Genomic DNA, 20,234 nt, shown 5'->3' with positions numbered 1-20,234 from the left:
TGACCTAATTCACACAACACTATTTACTAATATTTTAGTAAGAAACCATATCAATAAGTTATTAAGATGCAGTGTTCACGTCCATACCCTTTAGGGGCGACGCCAGATAGCCAAGGGTGTAACTTCTCTATCTATGCGCCTCAGGCACATGAGATAAAGCTCGCCCTGTTTGAAGCTAGCGGCGAGTTTAAAACCTACCCTCTCCAAGGCGAGTACGCTGGGATTAAACATACCTACTTAGAGAACGTTAAAGCGGGCCAACGCTACGGCTATATTGCTCAGGTCAAAGGGAAAGCGCACTTTATCTCAGACCCGTATGCCAAAGCGCTCGACAAGCCACTGCAATATGAACTCCCGTTTAGTTCTGAAAAAAGTTTCCAACTGGCAAAATGTGTAGTCGTGGATGACGCGTTTGACTGGCAAGGGGTGACTAAACCTAATCGCCCGCGCGAAGAGATGGTGGTATTCGAGACTCATGTCAAAGGGGTAACCAAGCTCAATCCCAATGTTAGCCCAAGCCACCAAGGCTGCTACTTGGGCCTTATCAGCTCAGAAATGTTGGCTTTCTACAAGCAGCAAAACATCAATACATTGCAGCTGTTGCCCATCGCCGCCTGTATGCATGAGCCACATTTACTCAAAATGAACAAGGTCAATTACTGGGGTTATAACCCTTACCTGTTTATGGTCCCTGACCCAAGATACGCAGAAAAGAGTGCGGTGAAAGAGCTCAAAACCGCGATTCGTGAACTACACCGTCATGGCATCGAAGTGATCCTCGATGTGGTCTACAACCACACCGCAGAAGGCGGCGCTGATGGCCCTGTGTTTAATTTAAAGGCGCTGGATAAGCGTTTTTACATTAAACATGGTGAGCACTACGCCAACTTCACTGGCTGCGGCAATACTGTCGATCTTGCTTATCAACCGGCGATGAATCTGGTCATGGACACACTGCGTTACTGGGCAACCGAGTATCAGATTGACGGTTTCCGCTTCGATTTGGCGGCGACCTTGGGCCGTCATGGCGAACATTTCAGCCCCGATGCAGGCTTCTTTAAGGCCGTTGCGCAAGACCCTGTCCTGCAGCAGGTCAAATTGATCGCCGAACCTTGGGACATTGGCCCCAACGGTTATCAAGTCGGCAACTTCCCGTTTGGCTGGAACGAATGTAATGACCGCTTGCGAGACATTACTCGCAGCTTCTGGCGCGGTGATCAAGGTTTCCTCAAAGAGTTCGCCACCCGATTGATGGGCTCGCGCGATCTGTATAGCGCGGCCAACTGGCCATATAAGCTGACGGTGAACTACATTACCTATCACGACGGGTTCTGTATGCAGGATCTGGTCTCCTACAAACATAAACACAATGAAGCAAACGGCGAGCAAAACCGAGATGGTCATGGTGACAACCGCTCTGACAACTATGGTGTTGAGGGCGAGACTGAAAACCCATTGATCATTGAGAAACGCGAGAAGCAAAAGCGTAATTTTATGGCTAGCCTACTGTTTGCTTTTGGTATTCCGCACATTCTCACCGCCGACGTGCTTTCTCACACTCAACAAGGCAACAACAACGCCTACTGCCAAGACAACGAAGTGAGCTGGCTTAACTGGCAAATCAGTGACAATAAGCAACGCTTTAAGACGTGGCTTGCCGATATGGTGCAAGCACGTCAGCAGTACATGCTGCCATTTATTCGCGCCTTTAGTGGCAAGAAACGCAACCACAATCGTATTTTCTGGCGTCGTATTGATGGCAGCTTTATGGAGCACGACGACTGGAATCAACTGAGTTCGGTCGCTCTGCACCTCGGTATTGGTGAAGCGGGCAATGAACTGTTTTACTGTATTAACCAAACCAATGCTCCGGCTCGCTTCACCTTACCGGAAAACAAAAACAGTTGGACCATGATCTGTAACACCGACAGTCACGATCTGCACCAAACTATAGACCACAAACAAGTTCTGGTTGCCCCCGCCTCTATGGCGATTTTCTTTGCCGAAGGTGAGTAAGCCCCCTCCCTTGCCAGTCACACTTTGGCTGGCAAGGATTTGAATCTACTTGATTTAGAGCACTGTTGGTCGAACAATAGAGCCAACGATTAAGAGGTGCTTATGTCCGACAAAATCTCGACCACTGCGTTAGCCAAACTTCGCGATATTGAACCCAAACAGCTATTTAGCGACTTAAAATCTGCAGGTTACATCAACCGTGCTGACGACAACTGGCTGCTTACAGAATTGGGACGAAAGTTTGGTGGTGAAGTGATCGAGCACCCCAAATTTGGTCCCTTTATTGTTTGGCCCAAAAACTTACTTGTCGATCTCACCGCTACCAGTGGCAAAACCTTAAGTGCGACCCAAATCGGTCAACGATTCACGCTGAGCGCCAAAAAAGTCAACCAACTGCTGCAAGAGCTTGGCTGGATCAGTAAGAAGGACGATGGTTGGCACGTCACCCTATCCGGACTCAGCGTGGGTGGATATAAGCGCGAAGACCAAGAGAGTGGTCAATTTTTTGTGGTGTGGCACGACTCTATCATTCGCAACAAACGCCTTAAACAATCGGTGATCGAGTTCTCCGGCCAAGATGCCGAGGCTCATGCCACCGATAAGTCGCTGTCGAGTTTTAGGCAAAAATTCGAGGCCAAGCACCGAACCCTTGACGGCCATTATGTACGCTCCAAGGGAGAGCTCAAGATAGATAACTGGCTGTACATGAACGGGATTGTTCATGCCTATGACCGACAATTGCCGATTGAGGATGACGTACTCAGCGACTTCTATCTGCCAAGCGGAAAAGTTTATCTACAGTACTGGGGCAGCGATCATGGCGAGGTCGACACCAAACGCCAGCAACAACTGCGCGCTATTTACTCCGAGCACCATTTTGCTCTGATCGAAGTATTCCCCAGCGAGATCGATAAGCTAGATGACCTACTGCCAGCTCGTTTGCGCGAGTTTGGCATCAAAGCGTACTAAGGCTACCCTTTTCAATCCTCGCGTGTCAGCCAGGTCACTAGTTGATTGACCATGTGGTTTTCCTCATGCTTTGGGTTGAGTAGATGATAGCTATTGCCAGAGGCCACTGTCGTTGAAAACGGCCTCACCAGACGCTTCATCTGCAAATCCTGCGCAGCCAAAGTGATATCACCAATCGCGATACCAAACCCTTGCTGCGCCGCATTCATCGCTTGATCTAAGGTGGCAAATGTCTGATTTCCTTTGCCAAAAACCTTGTTGAACCCTGATGCCGCAAGCCACATCGACCAATCCGATTGCTCCGCGTTAGCGTGTAACCAAGTCAACCCCATCAATGTTTGTATCGCGTTCGCTTGACCATCCCTGTCTTGCACCGCGAACTTATCCCAGAGCTCCGGCGCACACACAGGCGCTAAGATTTCATCAAATAGCACCACCTGTTCCACGGATTTACTGCGTATCGGCTGACCATAAGTAATGATCAGGTCAAAGTTATCAAAGTTTGGCACCACCTGATGTTTAGTGGTTGAAGTCAGCTCTACGTGAATATCGGGATGGGCTTGTTGAAAATTAGCGATGCGTCCCAGTAGCCAGGTGGTGATACAACTTGGCGCATTGAGTTTGATTCGATTGGCACCATCGACAACCTCGCGTATCGCCGACTGTAATCGTTGAATCACACTCTCAGCCAAAGGGACAAATTTCGCGCCTTCTGGGGTCAACGCGAGTCCACGCGCTTGACGATAAAACAGTGCCACGCCCATTAACGCTTCTAGCGATTGGATCTGCCGGCTAATCGCCCCTTGCGTCATATTGAGACGTTGCGCAGCGTGGGTAAAGTTGAGATGTTGAGCCGTCGCCAAAAAGGCCTGCAAGCTCTTGGTTGAAGGTAATCGGGTATTCATGGAGTAACCTATGATTTTTTTGCATGGCTAGTATGTCTTATTTTCGTTTTAACCAAAAGCCATCATTGACTAGATTGTTATTCAAACGGGAAATTTAGTTATCATAACCAATTAGGTGTGAGTAACTATGCATTAATGGATAACACTCTGAATGTCACTTGCAGAAAAACTCGCCCCAGAGAACATAAAAAAGTTAATACCATACCAATCAGCCAGACGCATTGGCGGTACTGGTAGGTTGTGGCTCAACGCCAACGAACTGGAAACTCCATTGCTGTTTCAGGACAACCAATCCGCATTGCACCGTTATCCTGATTTTTTACCGAATGACATTGCCGTCGCCTACCAAGCCTACTGCGAAACGTCACAACCCACACTCGCGGTGCGCGGTGCTGATGAGGCTATCGACTTATTGGTTCGAACATTCTGCCAGCCCGGCAAAGATAGCATCACCATTTGCAGTCCGACCTACGCGATGTATCAGTTCTGCGCTGAGTCAATGGCTATTGACGTGATTGACTGTCCATTGCAAGCGCCAGATTTTAGTCTGGATGTCGATGCCGTTGTCTGCGCCGCTAAGCGCAGCAACCTCGTTTTTCTCTGCTCACCCAACAATCCAACAGGCCAGTTGCTCGATAGAGACAGCATCATCGCCATTCTTGAGCAGACTCAACAGCACGCACTCGTCGTTGTTGACGAAGCCTATATTGAGTTTGAGCTGGGCCAAAGTGTGGTGGAGTTGATTGACCACTACCCCAACTTAGTGGTGATCCGCACTCTGTCAAAAGCCTTTGGTCTGGCGGCGGTCCGCTGCGGCTTTATCATCGCTCAGCCGTCTGTCCTCGACTTTATCGCTAAACTGATTCCACCCTATCCCATGCCCGATAGCTCAGCAGAAATCGTACTTAACGCTCTGAGCCCTAACGGTATTGCCAAGGTCCGTGAGCACACGCAAAAGCTGCTGGCGACCAAGCAAGCCTTTGTTGACCAAATTGCCCATCTTGATTGGATTGAGCGTGTTTACCCTTCAGCCACCAACTTTGTATTGGTCCGCACTGAGCCGGGTTTCCCACTGTTTGAACTGCTGCTTGAGCAAGGGGTTGTCACCCGCAACCAAGCACACGAGCCCAATCTAGCTGACTGCGTGCGCATCACTATCGGTAGCGAAGCAAGCATGAACGAAGTGGGCAAAATCATTTGCAACTTACCCAACCGACTGACAACATCAACACCACACAATAAGGATATTGACCATGAACAAACTGCTTAGCGCTTTCGCTTGCGCCGCTGCACTGATCTCTACCCCACTGCTGGCCAAAGAGGTCCGCTTGGCTTCTGACTTTACCTACCCTCCATTTAACTACATGGATGCAAAGGGAAACCCAGTTGGTTTTGATATCGAGATCGCCGATGCGCTTTGCCAGCAAGCAGAGCTGCAATGCACTTGGGTTTCCCAAGGCTGGGATGCTTTAATTCCAAGCTTGTTGGCACGTAAATCTGACGTGATCATGGCTTCGATGCGTATTACTGATGACAGAAAGAAGAAGGTGCTGTTTACCGATAAATACTACCAAACTCCAGCACGCTTTGTGGCGCAGGCTGGCCAGACACTGGATATCAGTCCTGAAGGCTTGAAAGACAAAGTCATTGGTGTCCAGAGCGGTACCATTCATGATCGTTACGTCACCGACAAATTTGGCGATGTTGCGACCATTAAACGCTATGCAGGTCAAGACGAGGTGTATATCGACATGGCCAATGGTCGTCTTGATGTAACCTTTGGCAACTCAGATCAGCTTGCGCTCGCTTTTCTCGACAAAGAGATAGGTCAAGGTTTTGAGTTTGTTGGCAAAGCGGTCACAGACAAAGCCTATATTGGCGAGGGCACAGCCTTAGCCCTGCGCCATAACGATCAAGCCTTGGCTGAGAAGTTTAACCGAGCCATTGCCGAGATTCGCGCCAACGGCACCTATGACAAAATTGCGGCTAAGTATTTCTCATTCGATATTTATGGTGAAGAGCTCTAATACCCATAAACCCATTATCTGATCGAGATAAAAAACAAGGCCGACTTCATAAGATGAAGTCGGCCTTGTTGTTCTACCAACTGAATTTACAGCTTACCGTAACGGGCGCGCGCCGCTTGCTCTTTGGGCACCACAGTTTTACCAATCGGTGCGAGCGAAATCAGAGCCAACTTGAGGTGCTGAAGCGCGAATGGAATACCGATAATGGTAATGAAGCACGCAACTGCCGACATAATATGGCCAATAGCGAGCCAAATACCCGCCAGCAAAAACCAAATCACATTCCCTATCGTACCTAGCGGGCTAGTACCGAGATCGAGCTCGTTGGTGAGCTCACTGCGACTGATGGCCTCTTGGCCAAACGGAAAGAATGAAAAATTCCCCATCACCAAGCAGGCACGCCCCCAAGGAATACCGATAATGCTAATGAACGCCAGCAGGCCAAAGAACCACCACATCAGCCCCATGATGACGCCGCCGCACAAAAACCAAATGATGTTACCTAAAACTCTTAACACGCTACTCTCTCCTGGTTAGCTTGGGTAGACATTTTGGTAATGCTCTACCGTTGGGAATGGGTCATAAAAATGGTGTAAAAGTGCTTTCCATTCCTGATACTGCGGTGATTGCCTAAAACCTTGCTGATGATCTTCAACAGTTTGCCAATTGACCAACAAAATGTAGCGATTTGGCGTTTCAATACAGCGCTGCAGCTGGTGCGAAACATAGCCCGGCATCGACGCGATGATGTTTTGCGCTTTGGCAAAATTGGCTTCAAACTGCGCTTCAAGTTGAGGTTTTACCTCTAGAATCGCGACTTCCAGTATCATGGTTTCTCCTTAACCTAGGATGAACAATCCGATTAACTCAACCCCTGCCAAACCGCCGTGGCACCACTAATGGAACACAAAATCAGCGCCCCGCGGCGAATTTTCTCTTTCGGCAAGGTTTGCGTGGTGGCTCTAGCCAGTTTATACCCGAGCCAAGCGGCGGGAATCAGCGGGATAGAAATCCACAGATGGTGCAAGGTAAAGAATCCCGCTGGAATTTGAATAATCAGAGAAATGATCGAGCTAAACACAAAGAAAGCAGACAGATTTCCGCGCAATTGATTGGCTTCTTGATGTTGCAGTAGCAGCGCCATTGGTGGTCCGCCGATAGCGGAGCTGGTGCCAAAAAAACCGGAGAAAAAGCCCGCGACACCCATTCTCATCGGGGTTGGCTCGATACGAAAAGGCAGAAGACTGACCGCAACGGCAAATAGCACCAACGCGCCAAGCCACAAAGCGAGAAGATCTGTCGACACCATAACCAACAGTACGCCGCCAGCGATGGAGCCTGGCACTCGGCCAATCAAGGCCATTTTTAGCCCGCCAATTTCGACACTCTCGCGATGTTTTAACGCATTTAATACCGAAATAAACAGCGCCACCAAACAGATGGGGGCTGGCACATAGTCGGGCGAAACTAAGAACAGCAAAGGCGCGGCTACGATCGCCAAACCAAAGCCAATGGCCGTTTGAACAAAAGAACCTACAAATATCAACAAGGCAGCGATCAGCGCTTGCGAAGTAACCCATTCGGCAAACATATAAGCAATTCAGTGCAAAAGAAAAATGAGCCTCCATCATAGTCGAATTGCATAGCCGGTGAATAGGGTTAGCTGCACCATGGCAGCTAAATTTACAACTGCTCGATGTTGTCTAGATAGTGTTCGGCGGTATCCAACACGGCTTGTTGCGCCTTACTGTCCATCTTATCCCACGAGCGATAGATCATCCCAATGCGTGGGTTGGTCCCTAGACTATCGCGATGTTTGATCATAAAGCGCCAGTATAAGCTATTGATCGGGCATGAGCCTTGGCCACTCTTGGTTTTAATTTGATAATGGCAGCTTTTGCAATAATCACTCATGCGGTTAATGTATGCACCGCTGGCCGCATAAGGTTTGGTACCAACAATTCCGCCATCGGCGAACAGTGCCATACCGCGAGTATTGGGCATTTCGACCCACTCTATCGCATCGATATAGATCCCCAAATACCAACTGTCAACCTGATCCGGTTCTATTTCGCTAATTAAACAGAAGTTCCCAGTGACCATCAAACGCTGGATATGATGGGCATAGGCGTACTCCAGTGACTGACCAATGGCCTGGCGCATACACGCCATTTTGGTTTCGCCACTCCAAAAGTACTCAGGCAGGGCTCGCTGCGCGCTCAAATGGTTCAAGCTTGCATAGTGCGGCATGTTGACCCAATACACGGCGCGAATGTACTCGCGCCAACCGATTATCTGCCTGACAAAACCTTCGACCTGAGCAATATCGACTTGAGGGTTATTCGCATAGGCAGAGAGCGCCGCCTTGACCACCTCGAGTGGATGCAACATCTTACTATTGATCGAAAATGACAGACGGCTGTGATATAGGCTCCATTTCGCATGGTGCTGACTGGTCATCGCATCTTGAAAACGGCCAAACAGAGGTAAACAAACCTGACAAAAATGCGCCAACAACGACAAGCTTTGATTGCGATTGACTGGCCATATCAAGTTGTTCTCCACGCGACCGATAGTCGCAATCCGATGTCGCGCTATCCGCTCAACAATTGCAGAGACGTCGGTGGCAAACAGCAGCGGTTCGGGTAAGTTGTCAATGTCGGCCGCTTTGAGCTTGTTGCGATTATTGGCATCGTAATTCCACTTCCCTTCTACCGGCTTGCCTTGCTCCATCAACAGATTAAAGCGCTTGCGCATTTTGCGGTAAAAGTGCTCCATCATCACGTGCTTACCCGGAGCGAAATAGTCATGCAGTTCGGCAAACGGAAGCAAAAAGTGTTCACTCTCGACTAATGCCACCTCACAGCCGGGAATGGAGAGTTGCGACAGCTGCTGACAGAGGCGATATTCATCAGGCCTTTGGTATTGCAATTGGGATGCGCCGGCTTTGGCAACATAATGCGCGAGCAGTGAGGGCAGATCATCAAAGTCACTGGTCTCATCGAGAGTCAAATGCATGACTTGGTGCCCCTGCTCACGTAACTGATGAGCGAACTGCTCCATCGCAGCAAAAAAGGCGCATACTTTCTGCACGTGATGACGGGTATAACTCGCCTCTTGGTGAAGCTCTGCTATTAGATAGAGCACAGAATCGTCCACTTGCTGAAACCAAGAGTGATTGCCATCGAGTTGGTCACCCAAGATCAAACGGATTGATTGAAACTGCATCAGTGCGACTCCTTGCCAGTAGCGGCGGATAACCATTTAGCGACGAATTCACCATTAGGGTCGTACATCTGCGTCTGTTTTTCTAGATTGAATTTTCGGCTTGGGTTTGGGTCCGCCCCTACCCCCGCCAAATATTGCCAGTTGCCCCAATTTGAGCCGACATCATAATCGATCAGTTTAGTTTCAAAATAGGCCGCACCATAACGCCAGTCTAAATCGAGTTCATGAATAAGACAGCTGGCCACCAGTTGACGCCCACGATTAGACAGGTAACCCGTCAGTTTTAGCTGACGCATGCAGGCATCAACAATCGGCAAGCCTGTTTCACCCTTAACCCACGAGTGAAAACGAGCCGAGTCAAAATGCCCGATCGGACTGTGGGCTTTGATCCCTTGATGAAGGAACAGCCGTTCGGCATGGCGCTGCGCATACCAATGAAAATACTCTCGCCACAGCAGTTCAAAATAGATCCAATAACTCGACTCATTAGCGCCATGCTTGGCTTCATAATCTCTGAGATAGGTCATCACCTCTCTAGGAGATACACAGCCTAAAGCGAGCCAGGGCGAAAACTTGGTCGAATACTCCTTACCATCCAGACCATTACGGGTAAGTTTGTACTCACTAGCTAAGTGAGTAGAGAAGTACCAAGCGCAATGTTGGTGACCCGCTGTGCTCCCCCCAACAAAAAGGGCTTCATCCTCCTCCAAACTAGTATGTTGGAAGTAATCTAAGTCACTCTCTGCCATTGGAGGAAGCGCTGTCAGATTTGCATGATGATGAATCGGCAACGCTTCCACTTGCTTGCGAAAACGGGTAAACGTGGGGGGCAAGTCGTCCAACGCGAACGGTAGTTGGGACTCACTGAACAAAGTGGAGACATTGGCTTGCACCACGCAGAGTTGGGGGAATTGCTGTTGTAGCGCCTCGACGCAGCGAGCCTCATTCGTGCCTGAAAAACGGTCACAATAGAGGTGAGTGACGTGCAGAGATTGAATTAATGATTGCAGCGCCGCAAAAGGCTCTTGATCACACAAGATTAGCTTTTGGTCGAACTTTGCAAGCTGCTTCGATAGATCGTTTATTGAGCTTTGGATGAATCTAACGCGCTGCTCACCCAAATGAGATTGTTGTGAGAAATTGGCCAAGTACGGCGTTAACTCTGGCATACAGTAGACACAGACCAAGGCGTCGACTTGCTGCGCCGCATTGGCCAGCAAATCATTGTCGTTCAATCTAAGATCGTGACTAAACCAATATAAGCCCACTTTTTTCTGCACGCGACTCTCTCCTCTCTAATAAAAACAGCGAAGTGCTTACTTCGCTGTTTATACGCAGAAAATCGATGCTTCGATTCACTTCATCCAGATTTATGCCGCTGCCACTCGCCTAACAGGTTGATCGTTAATCGGCAGATGGATTAAGGCTGCGGCCAAGGCCAACACGACCGTCGACCACCAGATCGGCTCATACGAACCATAGTAGTCATAAATTCTGCCGCCGGCCCACGCACCTAAGAAGCTGCCGACCTGGTGGGTAAAAAAGACTAGACCATACAAAGTGGATAAATACTGCGCGCCGAAAATCTGTCTCACTAAGCCAGAGGTCAAAGGCACGGTTCCTAGCCAGCAAAAACCAATCGCAGCGCCAAATATAACCGCTGTTTGCTCGGTCACCGGCAGGGTCACAAATGCGCCAATCACCACTGTGCGCATTAAATAGAGCGCCGCCATCACATGGCGTTTGCTGTATTTATCGCCCATTACCCCCCAAAAATAGGAGCCAAAGATGTTAAAGATACCGACATAGGCCAGCGCCATCGCCGCTGTTTCTGCTGGCAAGTGACGATCGGCGAGGTAACTGGGTAGATGGGTAGCGATAAACATCACATGAAAACCGCAAACGAAAAAGCCCAAATGAATCAGCCAATATCCTCGATGGGCAAATGCCTCCTTAAGGGCCTGCGACAAGCTCTGCGCCGCTGCCACGGTTTCATTCTTATAGCTGTGCGCTTTAGGCGTGCGCATAAACAGGGCAAACGCAATCATGGTGGTACACAGCACAGCAAACCACTGCATTGCCCCTTGCCAGCCAAACTCACTCAATAGAGTTTGAGCTCCCGGGATCATCGCGAACATGCCAAACGATCCCGCTGCGGTAGTCAAACCGAACGCTTTCGCCGCATGTTGAGCTGGCACCGCTTTCGCTACCGCGCCAAGTACGATCACGTAGCTGGTCGCACTTAGCCCAAGACCAACCAAAACGCCCAGCGTTAAATAAAGGGCGCTCGGGCTCACCGCTATCGAAGTCAGATATAAACCTAGTGCGTAACTGATAGCGCCAAAGACAATGATTCGCTTGGCACCAAAGCGGTCTGCCGCCATACCCACAAAGGGCTGAAACACGCCAAACAAGAGGTTTTGTAACGCAATCGCGAAGCTAAAAAACTCTCGCCCGGTTTGAAAGTAGTCAGAAATCGGCAGCATAAAGATGCCAAACGACTGCCTGATACCCAGGCATAGGATTAAGATGGCAATACCAAGCCAAACAATGGGTGGAAATCGAAAAATACTCATCGCAATACCTTAGTGATGTACGGAGTGATGGGTGTTGGGTTGAGTGCTTTGATGGCAACCCGCGTCGATAGCTTGCTGGGCCAGCAGTGCCACCAACGCTGGTGAGTGATGCAACACCACCAACGACAAACTCAACAACACCGTCATTCGTACCAGCTGAGCGAAAAGTGATTGAGAAAACATAGTGTCTCCCTCAGCATAATGAAAAAGAGCGCGCAGCATAGTGGCTCGCCTGTTATGACTCAAATGACATTTTAGCAATTCCTCTATGCACCAAGCGCATAATTAAAAGGTGAGCGCTAACTGACGAGCTCAAAGCCTTCATCTAGCCAACCGGTGACGCCACCGATCATCTTCTTGACCGCACGCCCTTGCTTTGCCAGGCGAATCGCCGCTTTCTCGGTCGCGTTGCAGTGCGGCCCGGCGCAATAAACAACAAACAGCGCGTCAGTAGGGTAGTCAGCCAAGGTGGTAGGGTTGAGCCTCGCGTGTGGAATATTGACCGCACCTTCGATATGTCCGGCAGCAAACAGCGCCTCACCTCGGACATCAAGCAACACAAAATCTTGGCGCTGGTTGGACAGCGCGTGGTGCACATCCCAACAGTCTGTCTCAAATTCTAGTAATCGTTGAAAATGCGCTAATGCTTGTTGGCTATTGGCGGCTTTTACTCGAGATACGGCACTTGTCATAGCGACTCCTTGCTTAATGAACCAATGTGTCTCCATCATGACAGCAAGGCAAAATGAGTGACATTGGCTTGATAGACAGTTATCGTTAATAATCAGCCAAAATGAACTAGGGAAGGATTATGATAAAAGTCGCGATACTTGCCCACTCTCACCTCACCTTGTTTGAGATGTCTTGCGCGGTGGAACTGTTTGCCTTGCCTAGGCCCGAGTTTGACAACTGGTATCAGGCACAAGTGATCAGCCTTGAACAGCAACAATTTCACACCACCGGTGGAGTGGGTTTGACAGTCAAGCAGATAGAGAGCCTCGACGACTATGACACCTTGATTATCCCCGGCTGGCCAACATGGGATTACCCCATTCCCGACGCCATTGAGCAGCAGGTACGTCGCTTCGTGCAGATGGGAAAGCGAGTGCTCACTTTATGTTCGGGCTCTTTTTTATTGGCTCGTTTAGGGTTATTAGATGGAAAAAAGGCGACGACACATTGGATGTATCAAGCGCAGTTTTGTCAGCAGTTTCCACAAGTCGACTATCAACCTGATGTTCTGTATGTGTTCGCTGACAATATTGGCTGCTCGGCAGGCAGTGCGGCGGCGTTGGATTTGGGGCTGGCGGTGATCCGCCACGATTTCGGCTACCAAATCGCCAACCAAGTCGCGAAACGTTTGGTCATCTCAGCTCATCGTTCAGGGGGGCAAGCGCAGTTTGTTGACACCCCGATGCTAGAGGTACCCAATCAATTTTCACAAGCCCTCGATTGGGCCAACAGCCAATTGGATAAAAGCATCACAGTGGCCGATCTCGCCGAAAGAGCCAGCATGTCGCGGCGTACTTTCGACCGAAAATTTCGCGCCAGCTTTGACCTTTCACCGAAAGAGTGGCTGATTCAGCAGAAAGTAGAACGAGCGAAAGGACTATTGGAAGAGCGTCACTACCCAATTGAGCGCCTAGCTTCCCTAGCAGGATTCGACAATGCGACCACTTTGCGTCATCACTTTCGTCGACTAATGGGAGTGTCGCCAGGGCAGTATCGCAAGCAATTTGGTGACAAACAGCCGTAGCACCGTTGTGGGCACTACTCTTTATCAAAGCTATCGACCACGATTGCGCCCATGGACGCGGGCATAGTGATGACAATGATTCGCTTTAAGGCGGTGGTCGGGTCTTCCAGCAACGGCAGTTGGTCAATACATGCCAACACCAACGCCACTACCAGTGCCGCCATCAGATATGCTGACACAATCCGCAATACAAACACGCCTTTACGCTGGCGAACATCACGTTGAAACACACTTTCATAAGTAAACAGCGTCAAAAATGTCAGCGATAAAACCATGAGCATCAGCAAATTAGCGGTGGGCAGTGTCTCGCCCAAGCGCCATGCTTCTTCAGAAAACGAGATTGGCACCGCTAATGCGAACGCGCCGACAAAAATTTGTCCGGCATCTTCAAAATTAAAGCTTAACTTCATCGACACGCTCTACTCCTTAGCGGATTCATGCCTTACTCTGCGTCAGCTTTGACCGCTTCGGCTTGGTTTTTCGCCACAATTTTGATCACGCCTTTTTGCAAGATCAAACTATTGGGGTAAGTGATGATATTGCCACTGGCATGGCGCAAAATAACATGGAACATGGTGATATCAATAATCACACCACTGATGTCTTCATCCTTTTCTGCCACTTTGACCGTGTCGCCAATTCGGTAAGGGAAAACAAAAAAGATCAATATGCTGGCGGTCAAGTTGCTCAGTATCGACCATTGAGCAAACAGTGCCACCCCCAAGACCGCGAAAATCGACGATAGGAACAGCGATATATCACCAAAACCTAAATCGAGAATAATGGTAAAAAAGGAAACAAACAGTATAAACGCCATAAAGTTAAACGCTTTCGACACAAACTTAGTGCGCTCTAGCGACACCCGTTTATTACCCGCTAAACGAGAAATCCAGCGCAGACCCAAGCGGCGTATGACCAGATAACCCACAATCAATAACGTCGCTAGTAGTGCCTGTTTGCTGACAAACGTTAACGGCCAAAGCTGCTCCAATTGTTCCACTAAATAAACCTCAATTTTCTCAAAATAATCACTTCTGCCACACTCACTATGACCAGCGCAATGCAGAACAGAGTAAAGGCGGTCGGGCTATCCACCCCGGGCATACCGCCAATATTGACCCCGAGCAGGCCGGTAAAAAAACTCGCGGGCAAGAAGATGCCAGCAATAATCGAAAAAAGATAGGTATTTCGATTCATCAACTCACTCTGTCTTTGAGCCACATTGGCCAACTGGAGATTGATTTGGTCCATGTAAAACTCAATCGATTCATTGATGCGCAAAATCAGATCTAGGCCGTTTTTCACTTGTGTCTTTTGCGCCTCTAACTGTGTGACTTCGGCACTAATCAGATCTTCAAACACATACCGTTGCGGCTTTAGATAGCGACGCAACTTCAAGAGTCGAAAATGCAGCTGATTGAGGGTATCGAGATGACTCTGCGCCTCCCCTTCCAGCTCATTAATTTTATCTTCAATCGGGGTGAGGAAATCTGCGATCAACCGGTTGATGCTGTTCATCATAGTGACTAACACAGCATCAAGGCTTTTGGGCCCTTTGCCCTGTTCCAACTGATTAATCAGTGTTGAGACTGCCCGCGACGGCACCTTGCGCGTAGAAATCAGCGTCCCTTTGTACCAAAGAATGCGCAAACTCAACATGTCATCTGGCTCAGAGCCTTGGTTAAGGTTGATTCCGCGCAAGATAATCAAAAAACTGCCATCGTCATAGCTCTCAAAGCGCGGGCGGGTGTCATCGGCGAGTAGCGAATCGATAATGCCTTCAGGAATTTGATTTTCCATTAACCAAGGACGCAACCCTGGTTGATCACGCTGACAGTGATACCAGTTGTTTGCCTCTATCGGCCCAGGCTCGTTTGCTTCAAGCTGCGCTGTTGCGGATAAAAAGCTCCAGCGAGAAATAATAAAGTCACTCATCACGCGTCCTTGATTTTGCGAATAGTCGAGTTTGTTAATATATGGATGAAAAAACCGCGTGGCGCAATTAATTTCTTTAAAAACCAACTAATTCCGCGCATTGTCGCTGAGATTTAACCTGCCGGGATAAATAGTTATACCGATAATTCCGCAGTAAAAATGATCAGATAGTTATTCTGGTTGATCTTAGTGTCCTAGCGCTTCGAGCAGAGCACAAAAAAGCGGGCGATGAGGCCCGCTTGATTACTCTATTATGGCTAAAGTGTTAGTCGTTTGCTTGGTGCTCGGTCACCATAGCTTCTGTGGTGATCATTAAACCAGCGATCGAAGCGGCAAACTGCAGCGCCGAACGAGTGACTTTGGCTGGGTCTAAGATGCCCATTTCGATCATGTTACCAAATTCGCCCGTCGCCGCGTTGTAGCCATATTCCGCATCACCCTCTTTCACCGCATTGGCGATCACTGACGCCTCATCACCGGCGTTTTCAGCAATTTGACGCAGTGGCTCTTCCATCGCGCGCAAAGCAACGCGAATACCAACGTTTTGATCCTCGTTATCGCCTTTGAGGCCTGATAACGACTTAGCGATCTTAGTTAACGCCACACCACCACCAGCAACAATGCCCTCTTCAACCGCCGCGCGAGTGGCATGAAGAGCATCATCAACTCGATCTTTCTTCTCTTTCATCTCCACTTCAGTCGCCGCACCAATCTTGATCACAGCGACACCGCCAGAGAGCTTGGCAATTCGTTGCTGTAGCTTCTCTTTGTCGTATTGAGAGGTGGTGTGCTCAATCTGACTTTCAATTGAAGCAACACGATCTTGAATCGCACTCTCCGCGGCTGCTCCGCCGACTATGGTCGTCGTGTCTTTAGTGATGGTGACTTTCTTCGCACTACCTAGTTGCTCTAGGGTCACCTTCTCAAGCTCAAGACCAATCTCCTCCGAAATCACAGTCGCATCGGTGAGCACCGCGATATCCTGCATCATCGCCTTACGGTGATCGCCAAAACCTGGCGCTTTCACTGCTGACGCTTTAACGATGCCACGCATGTTATTGACCACTAGCGTTGCCAACGCTTCGCCTTCAATGTCTTCGGCAATGATAAGTAGCGAACGTGATGCTTTCGCTACCGCCTCAAGCGTTGGCAGTAACTCGCGAATCGAGCTCACTTTTTTGTCAATCAGTAGAATGTAGGGGTTGTCTAGCTCGACACTTCCTGATTCCTGATTGGTAATGAAATACGGCGACAAGTAACCGCGGTCAAACTGCATTCCCTCGACCACCGACAGTTCGTTATCCAGCCCTTGACCCTCTTCAACAGTAATCACCCCGTTACGACCCACTTTCTCCATCGCTTGAGCGATGATTTCACCAATCGCACGGTCGCTGTTGGCCGAAATGCTACCAACATGAGTGATAGATTCGCTGTCGCTGCATGGTTTCGACATGCTACGTAGCTCAGTCACCGCCGCATCAACAGCTTTGTCGATGCCTCGTTTCAAATCCATTGGGTTCATGCCCGATGCGACCGCTTTTAAGCCTTCATTAATGAAAGCTTGAGCCAACACAGTCGCCGTGGTGGTACCGTCGCCCGCTTCATCATTCGCTTTAGACGCCACCTGTTTCACCATCTGAGCGCCCATATTTTCAAATTTGTCTTCGAGCTCAATCTCTTTGGCGACAGATACCCCATCTTTAGTGATGGTGGGAGCACCAAAAGATTTGTCTAGAACGACATTGCGACCTTTAGGTCCTAGCGTCACCTTGACCGCGTCTGCGAGCAAGTTAACCCCTTTCAACATTTTTTGGCGAGCGTCATTGGCAAACAAAACATCTTTTGCAGACATGATTATCTCCTAACTAAACAATGAAATAGCACTTACTCTACAATGGCCAATACATCAGACTCAGACAAAATCAGGTACTCATTACCGTCGATTTTCTCTGTTTTTACGCCATAGCCATCATTGAAAATAATCTGATCACCTACTTTGACTTCCATCGATGCACGATCGCCATTGTCTAGGCGTTTACCCAGACCAACAGCCACGACTTTGCCACGATTCGAAGGTTTAACAGACTGAGAAGTTAAGACGATTCCTCCTTCAGATTGCTGTTCAACGTCTTGTCGTTCAACAATCAACTTGTCATTTAAAGGACGAATGTTCATTGAGAGTGCCTCCTACTTGAACCAATAAATAAAAGACAAATGAGATACTAGTTTCGGACTCCTCTTCGGGTCCCGAGGATTAAAATAGGGGCAGAGTGTGCGACTTCAAGAGTTAGAATTGATAAAAAATTTTTATCGAGACAATAAAAAAGGCGGAACATGTCCACCTTTAATCATTACCGAAGCGCATCACAACTTGGATAAATCAGGTTGCGGCAAGCTCTCAAACCCTGGTTTGGCAATCAGGTATCCTTGTACCAAATCAACCTCTAAAGTTTTGAGATACGCTAGCTCCTCTTCGGTTTCTACCCCCTCAGCCAGCACCGTGATATTGAGCTGTTTAAACATATTGACACAGTTTTTGACAATCACCTGGCGGCTGGTTGATGAGTCAATATCACGAATCAACGCCATATCTAACTTAGCAATATTGGGTTGAAAATCGGCTAACAATCCCAAGCCTGAGTAACCGGCGCCAAAATCATCGATGGCGGTTAAAAAACCAAGCTTTCGGTAACATTCGACGATATTTCTCAGATGTTCGGTGTCACGCATCTTCTCCACTTCGGTAAACTCAAACATGATCCGATTGAGTGGGAAATCGTATTTGTCGGCCAACCTGAGCGTGGTCGCAAGACATTGCTGTGGCTCGTAAACTGCATTGGGTAAAAAGTTGATGCTTAAAATGGTATCGAGTCCGAGGTCTGCAGCCAGTTTGATGGCTTTGGCGCGACACTGCTGGTCAAAATGGTATTTGTTTTCGTCATTTACTTGAGACAACACATGAAAAGCCGACTCATTATTAACCCCCCTGACTAACGCTTCGTATCCAAACAGTTGCTGTTGCTTTAAGTCCCAAATGGGCTGAAACGCCATGGTAAAGTCGCCCATTTTAGTTTTACGACACTCACATTGCTCACATTTAGCTGGAAACTCAATGTCTGATTCTTGGGTCATTTTTGGCTCTCTGATCATTACACGCTATCTATGCAGCATAGCGCAAAGATGATTCTCTGTGATATTGGGGTTAACAAAAACGTGATTTCTTCACCGACGACAAATGGTTAGCCACACTATGGAGTAAAAACTCCAATTATTTCAAGCCAAATGATTGACCTATTAAATATCTTGATAGTACCTAGTTGTCTTCTAGTGGCCTACTTTAGGTATAACTACCGCACAAAGTGAAAAAACATAACCAATATCAATACAAGCGCAAATATTATTGCAGTTGACAATTTGCGTGATATCAATCACATGGAGATGTGGATTTAATAGCGTAATCTAGACCCATGTGCGTTAGTTTAATTAACAAAATAAGCGAATTAAATTCACAACCTATACGGTGTTTCGGATGAACAGACGTCTAATTTCAACAGCCATCGGTTTGGCATTGACCAGTGGCTATGCAGTGGCAAACAATGCAATCACAGATAACACTAACGATGACTATGTCGTCGCCGGTGACTACATTCAAATCGCCGTGCCGGCAACCGGCTTGTTGGCGGCGTGGCTGTATGATGATGCTGAGGGCGCTAAACAGTTAACTTACTCACTAGCGACGACCGTAGGTATCGTGCAAGCAGGTAAGTTTGCCGTTGGTCGTATCCGCCCCAATGCATCCAATACCGCCTCATTCCCCTCAGGGCATACCGCCGCTGCTTTCTCAGGCGCAGCATTCTTGCAAACCCGCTATGGCGCTAAATGGGGTATTCCTGGCTATGCAGCGGCGACTTTTGTTGGAATGAGTCGAATTCATGGCAACCGACACTACGCTGACGATGTATTGGCTGGCGCTGGCATTGCCTTTTTGACCAATCAATTTTTTGTCTCTGAATATACGCCTGAAGGGGTGAGTTTTGGCGCGGCCCCAATGAAAGATGGCATGATGCTTAATGTCAGCGTGACCAATGAAGCGCTTGATTACGAGAGCGATCGGCAGCGCAACAACCCAACCTATCCGAGCAAGAAACGTCACTCATTTACGTTGGATATTGGTTTTAACACTTACGATACCATGGCGGATCTGGGCGCCAACCAGACGATTAAAAACTCAGCGCCACTCGACCCGTATCAACCGTATGCCACTGCGCTGTATGAGTACAAAATTGATGACAGCACCTCACTCGAAGTGCTGCTATCACCCAATGAAACCCGTCGTTCGGGCAAGGTAACAGAAGGTTTTCAACTCGACAACGTCACGTACACGGCGGGAGAAGAAGTCTTCCTGGCTTTACGCCAATGGAGTACTGGCGCGTCTTACATCAAGCACTTCGAGCTCAACGATCAACTCACTCTCTCTGCCGGCGCCGGACTTTACGCCTACTTGATCGAACTTGAAGCCGATCGCAGCAATGGTGGCGCGCACGCAGCGTTAACCTCGTATCCTGTTTTGCCGTCTTTTACTGGTAAGCTGGATTATCAGTTCCATCAAGATTGGTCACTGCGTGGCAAGTTCGACTTCCAAGCACTTAGCGATGACCGCGCTTTCGCCTCAGAGGCCGGGGTAAACTACACCATCAATCCCGAGTGGGACGTGGCGATGAAATACGCTTACACCGACAACCGTTGGGGTAAGTCAAAAGTGCGCTTTAAATCCGAATCTGTCGTGCTGTCTGTTACCAACCACTTTTAATCGGCTAAGGGA

21 protein-coding genes are annotated in these 20,234 nt (G+C 48.6%); 6 read left to right on the top strand and 15 right to left on the bottom strand.

The genetic code is table 11. The annotated features are described in order from the left end of the window. Positions 1-66 precede the first annotated feature (66 nt). Positions 67-2,016 carry a glycogen debranching protein GlgX gene (gene glgX, locus MTO69_RS17440; RefSeq protein WP_248334702.1) on the top strand — a complete coding sequence of 650 codons (1,950 nt, stop codon included), beginning with the start codon at positions 67-69 and terminating at the stop codon, positions 2,014-2,016. Positions 2,017-2,118: 102 nt separating this feature from the next. Next, positions 2,119-2,985 carry a glycerol kinase gene (locus MTO69_RS17435; protein ID WP_248334701.1) on the top strand — a complete coding sequence of 289 codons (867 nt, stop codon included), beginning with the start codon at positions 2,119-2,121 and terminating at the stop codon, positions 2,983-2,985. 11 nt (positions 2,986-2,996) lie between these two features. Here the strand turns inward: MTO69_RS17435 and MTO69_RS17430 are convergent, their stop codons facing one another. Then, positions 2,997-3,890 (bottom strand): LysR substrate-binding domain-containing protein, encoded by an 894-nt coding sequence (locus MTO69_RS17430; protein WP_248334700.1) that lies wholly within the window; start codon positions 3,888-3,890, stop codon positions 2,997-2,999. Between the two features lie 151 nt (positions 3,891-4,041). Here MTO69_RS17430 and hisC point away from each other — a divergent pair, with 151 nt between their 5' ends. Further along, positions 4,042-5,160 (top strand): histidinol-phosphate transaminase, encoded by a 1,119-nt coding sequence (hisC, locus tag MTO69_RS17425; RefSeq protein ID WP_248334699.1) that lies wholly within the window; start codon positions 4,042-4,044, stop codon positions 5,158-5,160. Beyond that, the gene (locus MTO69_RS17420) at positions 5,144-5,917 is read left to right on the top strand and encodes an ABC transporter substrate-binding protein (RefSeq protein WP_248334698.1); all 774 of its coding nucleotides are present in this window, start codon (positions 5,144-5,146) and stop codon (positions 5,915-5,917) included. Before hisC ends, MTO69_RS17420 begins: the two co-directional genes overlap by 17 nt. 86 nt (positions 5,918-6,003) lie before the next feature. Here the strand turns inward: MTO69_RS17420 and MTO69_RS17415 are convergent, their stop codons facing one another. From MTO69_RS17415 to MTO69_RS17380, 8 genes are all read right to left on the bottom strand, one after another. Further along, positions 6,004-6,384: a YccF domain-containing protein gene (locus tag MTO69_RS17415; protein WP_248335609.1), complete on the bottom strand. Its 381-nt coding sequence runs from the start codon at positions 6,382-6,384 to the stop codon at positions 6,004-6,006. A 66-nt stretch (positions 6,385-6,450) separates the two neighbouring features. Beyond that, positions 6,451-6,747: an antibiotic biosynthesis monooxygenase family protein gene (locus MTO69_RS17410; RefSeq protein ID WP_248334697.1), complete on the bottom strand. Its 297-nt coding sequence runs from the start codon at positions 6,745-6,747 to the stop codon at positions 6,451-6,453. Positions 6,748-6,779: 32 nt separating this feature from the next. Further along, positions 6,780-7,508, bottom strand: coding sequence for a sulfite exporter TauE/SafE family protein (locus MTO69_RS17405; protein ID WP_248334696.1), 729 nt, complete (start codon positions 7,506-7,508; stop codon positions 6,780-6,782). Positions 7,509-7,600: 92 nt separating this feature from the next. Beyond that, the gene (locus MTO69_RS17400) at positions 7,601-9,145 is read right to left on the bottom strand and encodes a cryptochrome/photolyase family protein (RefSeq protein WP_248334695.1); all 1,545 of its coding nucleotides are present in this window, start codon (positions 9,143-9,145) and stop codon (positions 7,601-7,603) included. Further along, on the bottom strand, positions 9,145-10,425 hold the full coding sequence (locus MTO69_RS17395) for a DASH family cryptochrome (protein ID WP_248334694.1): 1,281 nt from the start codon (positions 10,423-10,425) through the stop codon (positions 9,145-9,147). The genes MTO69_RS17400 and MTO69_RS17395 overlap by 1 nt, the downstream gene beginning before the upstream one ends. Positions 10,426-10,515: 90 nt before the next feature. Continuing rightward, a complete protein-coding gene (locus tag MTO69_RS17390) occupies positions 10,516-11,721 on the bottom strand; it encodes an MFS transporter (protein WP_248334693.1) in 1,206 nt (401 codons plus the stop codon). Between the two features lie 9 nt (positions 11,722-11,730). Next, positions 11,731-11,904: a hypothetical protein gene (locus MTO69_RS17385; protein WP_248334692.1), complete on the bottom strand. Its 174-nt coding sequence runs from the start codon at positions 11,902-11,904 to the stop codon at positions 11,731-11,733. Positions 11,905-12,020: 116 nt separating this feature from the next. Then, on the bottom strand, positions 12,021-12,413 hold the full coding sequence (locus MTO69_RS17380) for a rhodanese-like domain-containing protein (RefSeq protein WP_248334691.1): 393 nt from the start codon (positions 12,411-12,413) through the stop codon (positions 12,021-12,023). Between the two features lie 119 nt (positions 12,414-12,532). Here MTO69_RS17380 and MTO69_RS17375 point away from each other — a divergent pair, with 119 nt between their 5' ends. Next, positions 12,533-13,477 carry a helix-turn-helix domain-containing protein gene (locus MTO69_RS17375; protein WP_248334690.1) on the top strand — a complete coding sequence of 315 codons (945 nt, stop codon included), beginning with the start codon at positions 12,533-12,535 and terminating at the stop codon, positions 13,475-13,477. A 14-nt stretch (positions 13,478-13,491) separates the two neighbouring features. Here the strand turns inward: MTO69_RS17375 and MTO69_RS17370 are convergent, their stop codons facing one another. From MTO69_RS17370 to MTO69_RS17345, 6 genes are all read right to left on the bottom strand, one after another. Further along, a complete protein-coding gene (locus tag MTO69_RS17370) occupies positions 13,492-13,887 on the bottom strand; it encodes a DUF2391 family protein (protein ID WP_248335608.1) in 396 nt (131 codons plus the stop codon). 32 nt (positions 13,888-13,919) lie between these two features. Then, the gene (locus tag MTO69_RS17365; RefSeq protein ID WP_248335606.1) at positions 13,920-14,468 is read right to left on the bottom strand and encodes a mechanosensitive ion channel domain-containing protein; all 549 of its coding nucleotides are present in this window, start codon (positions 14,466-14,468) and stop codon (positions 13,920-13,922) included. An 8-nt stretch (positions 14,469-14,476) separates the two neighbouring features. Beyond that, on the bottom strand, positions 14,477-15,412 hold the full coding sequence (locus MTO69_RS17360) for a CorA family divalent cation transporter (RefSeq protein ID WP_248334689.1): 936 nt from the start codon (positions 15,410-15,412) through the stop codon (positions 14,477-14,479). A 265-nt stretch (positions 15,413-15,677) separates the two neighbouring features. Continuing rightward, positions 15,678-17,264 (bottom strand): chaperonin GroEL, encoded by a 1,587-nt coding sequence (gene groL / locus MTO69_RS17355; RefSeq protein ID WP_248334688.1) that lies wholly within the window; start codon positions 17,262-17,264, stop codon positions 15,678-15,680. 32 nt (positions 17,265-17,296) lie between these two features. After that, entirely contained in the window at positions 17,297-17,587 is a 291-nt protein-coding gene (locus MTO69_RS17350) for a co-chaperone GroES (RefSeq protein ID WP_248334687.1), read from the bottom strand. Between the two features lie 189 nt (positions 17,588-17,776). After that, a complete protein-coding gene (locus MTO69_RS17345; protein ID WP_248335605.1) occupies positions 17,777-18,478 on the bottom strand; it encodes an EAL domain-containing protein in 702 nt (233 codons plus the stop codon). 463 nt (positions 18,479-18,941) lie between these two features. Here MTO69_RS17345 and MTO69_RS17340 point away from each other — a divergent pair, with 463 nt between their 5' ends. Next, a complete protein-coding gene (locus MTO69_RS17340) occupies positions 18,942-20,222 on the top strand; it encodes a phosphatase PAP2 family protein (protein ID WP_248334686.1) in 1,281 nt (426 codons plus the stop codon). The last annotated feature ends 12 nt before the right edge of the window (positions 20,223-20,234 follow it).

Source organism: Vibrio sinaloensis (genome assembly GCF_023195835.1).
In the GTDB taxonomy this organism is placed as follows: Bacteria; Pseudomonadota; Gammaproteobacteria; order Enterobacterales; family Vibrionaceae; genus Vibrio; species Vibrio sinaloensis_C.
The sequence above is the reverse complement of the archived record's forward strand: the minus strand, read 5'-3'. Positions and strand labels throughout refer to the sequence as shown.

What these genes read in the sequence shown, in the direction of transcription:
- MTO69_RS17405 (WP_248334696.1), bottom strand. Translation starts at nt 7,508, where the DNA reads ATGTTTGCCGAATGGGTTACTTCGCAAGCGCTGATCGCTGCCTTGTTG.
- MTO69_RS17410 (WP_248334697.1), bottom strand. Translation starts at nt 6,747, where the DNA reads ATGATACTGGAAGTCGCGATTCTAGAGGTAAAACCTCAACTTGAAGCG.
- MTO69_RS17340 (WP_248334686.1), top strand. Translation starts at nt 18,942, where the DNA reads ATGAACAGACGTCTAATTTCAACAGCCATCGGTTTGGCATTGACCAGT.
- MTO69_RS17370 (WP_248335608.1), bottom strand. Translation starts at nt 13,887, where the DNA reads ATGAAGTTAAGCTTTAATTTTGAAGATGCCGGACAAATTTTTGTCGGC.
- MTO69_RS17380 (WP_248334691.1), bottom strand. Translation starts at nt 12,413, where the DNA reads ATGACAAGTGCCGTATCTCGAGTAAAAGCCGCCAATAGCCAACAAGCA.
- glgX (WP_248334702.1), top strand. Translation starts at nt 67, where the DNA reads ATGCAGTGTTCACGTCCATACCCTTTAGGGGCGACGCCAGATAGCCAA.
- hisC (WP_248334699.1), top strand. Translation starts at nt 4,042, where the DNA reads ATGTCACTTGCAGAAAAACTCGCCCCAGAGAACATAAAAAAGTTAATA.
- MTO69_RS17360 (WP_248334689.1), bottom strand. Translation starts at nt 15,412, where the DNA reads ATGAGTGACTTTATTATTTCTCGCTGGAGCTTTTTATCCGCAACAGCG.
- MTO69_RS17345 (WP_248335605.1), bottom strand. Translation starts at nt 18,478, where the DNA reads ATGGGCGACTTTACCATGGCGTTTCAGCCCATTTGGGACTTAAAGCAA.
- MTO69_RS17430 (WP_248334700.1), bottom strand. Translation starts at nt 3,890, where the DNA reads ATGAATACCCGATTACCTTCAACCAAGAGCTTGCAGGCCTTTTTGGCG.
- MTO69_RS17420 (WP_248334698.1), top strand. Translation starts at nt 5,144, where the DNA reads ATGAACAAACTGCTTAGCGCTTTCGCTTGCGCCGCTGCACTGATCTCT.
- MTO69_RS17400 (WP_248334695.1), bottom strand. Translation starts at nt 9,145, where the DNA reads ATGCAGTTTCAATCAATCCGTTTGATCTTGGGTGACCAACTCGATGGC.
- MTO69_RS17415 (WP_248335609.1), bottom strand. Translation starts at nt 6,384, where the DNA reads ATGGGGCTGATGTGGTGGTTCTTTGGCCTGCTGGCGTTCATTAGCATT.
- MTO69_RS17435 (WP_248334701.1), top strand. Translation starts at nt 2,119, where the DNA reads ATGTCCGACAAAATCTCGACCACTGCGTTAGCCAAACTTCGCGATATT.
- groL (WP_248334688.1), bottom strand. Translation starts at nt 17,264, where the DNA reads ATGTCTGCAAAAGATGTTTTGTTTGCCAATGACGCTCGCCAAAAAATG.
- MTO69_RS17385 (WP_248334692.1), bottom strand. Translation starts at nt 11,904, where the DNA reads ATGTTTTCTCAATCACTTTTCGCTCAGCTGGTACGAATGACGGTGTTG.
- MTO69_RS17375 (WP_248334690.1), top strand. Translation starts at nt 12,533, where the DNA reads ATGATAAAAGTCGCGATACTTGCCCACTCTCACCTCACCTTGTTTGAG.
- MTO69_RS17350 (WP_248334687.1), bottom strand. Translation starts at nt 17,587, where the DNA reads ATGAACATTCGTCCTTTAAATGACAAGTTGATTGTTGAACGACAAGAC.
- MTO69_RS17390 (WP_248334693.1), bottom strand. Translation starts at nt 11,721, where the DNA reads ATGAGTATTTTTCGATTTCCACCCATTGTTTGGCTTGGTATTGCCATC.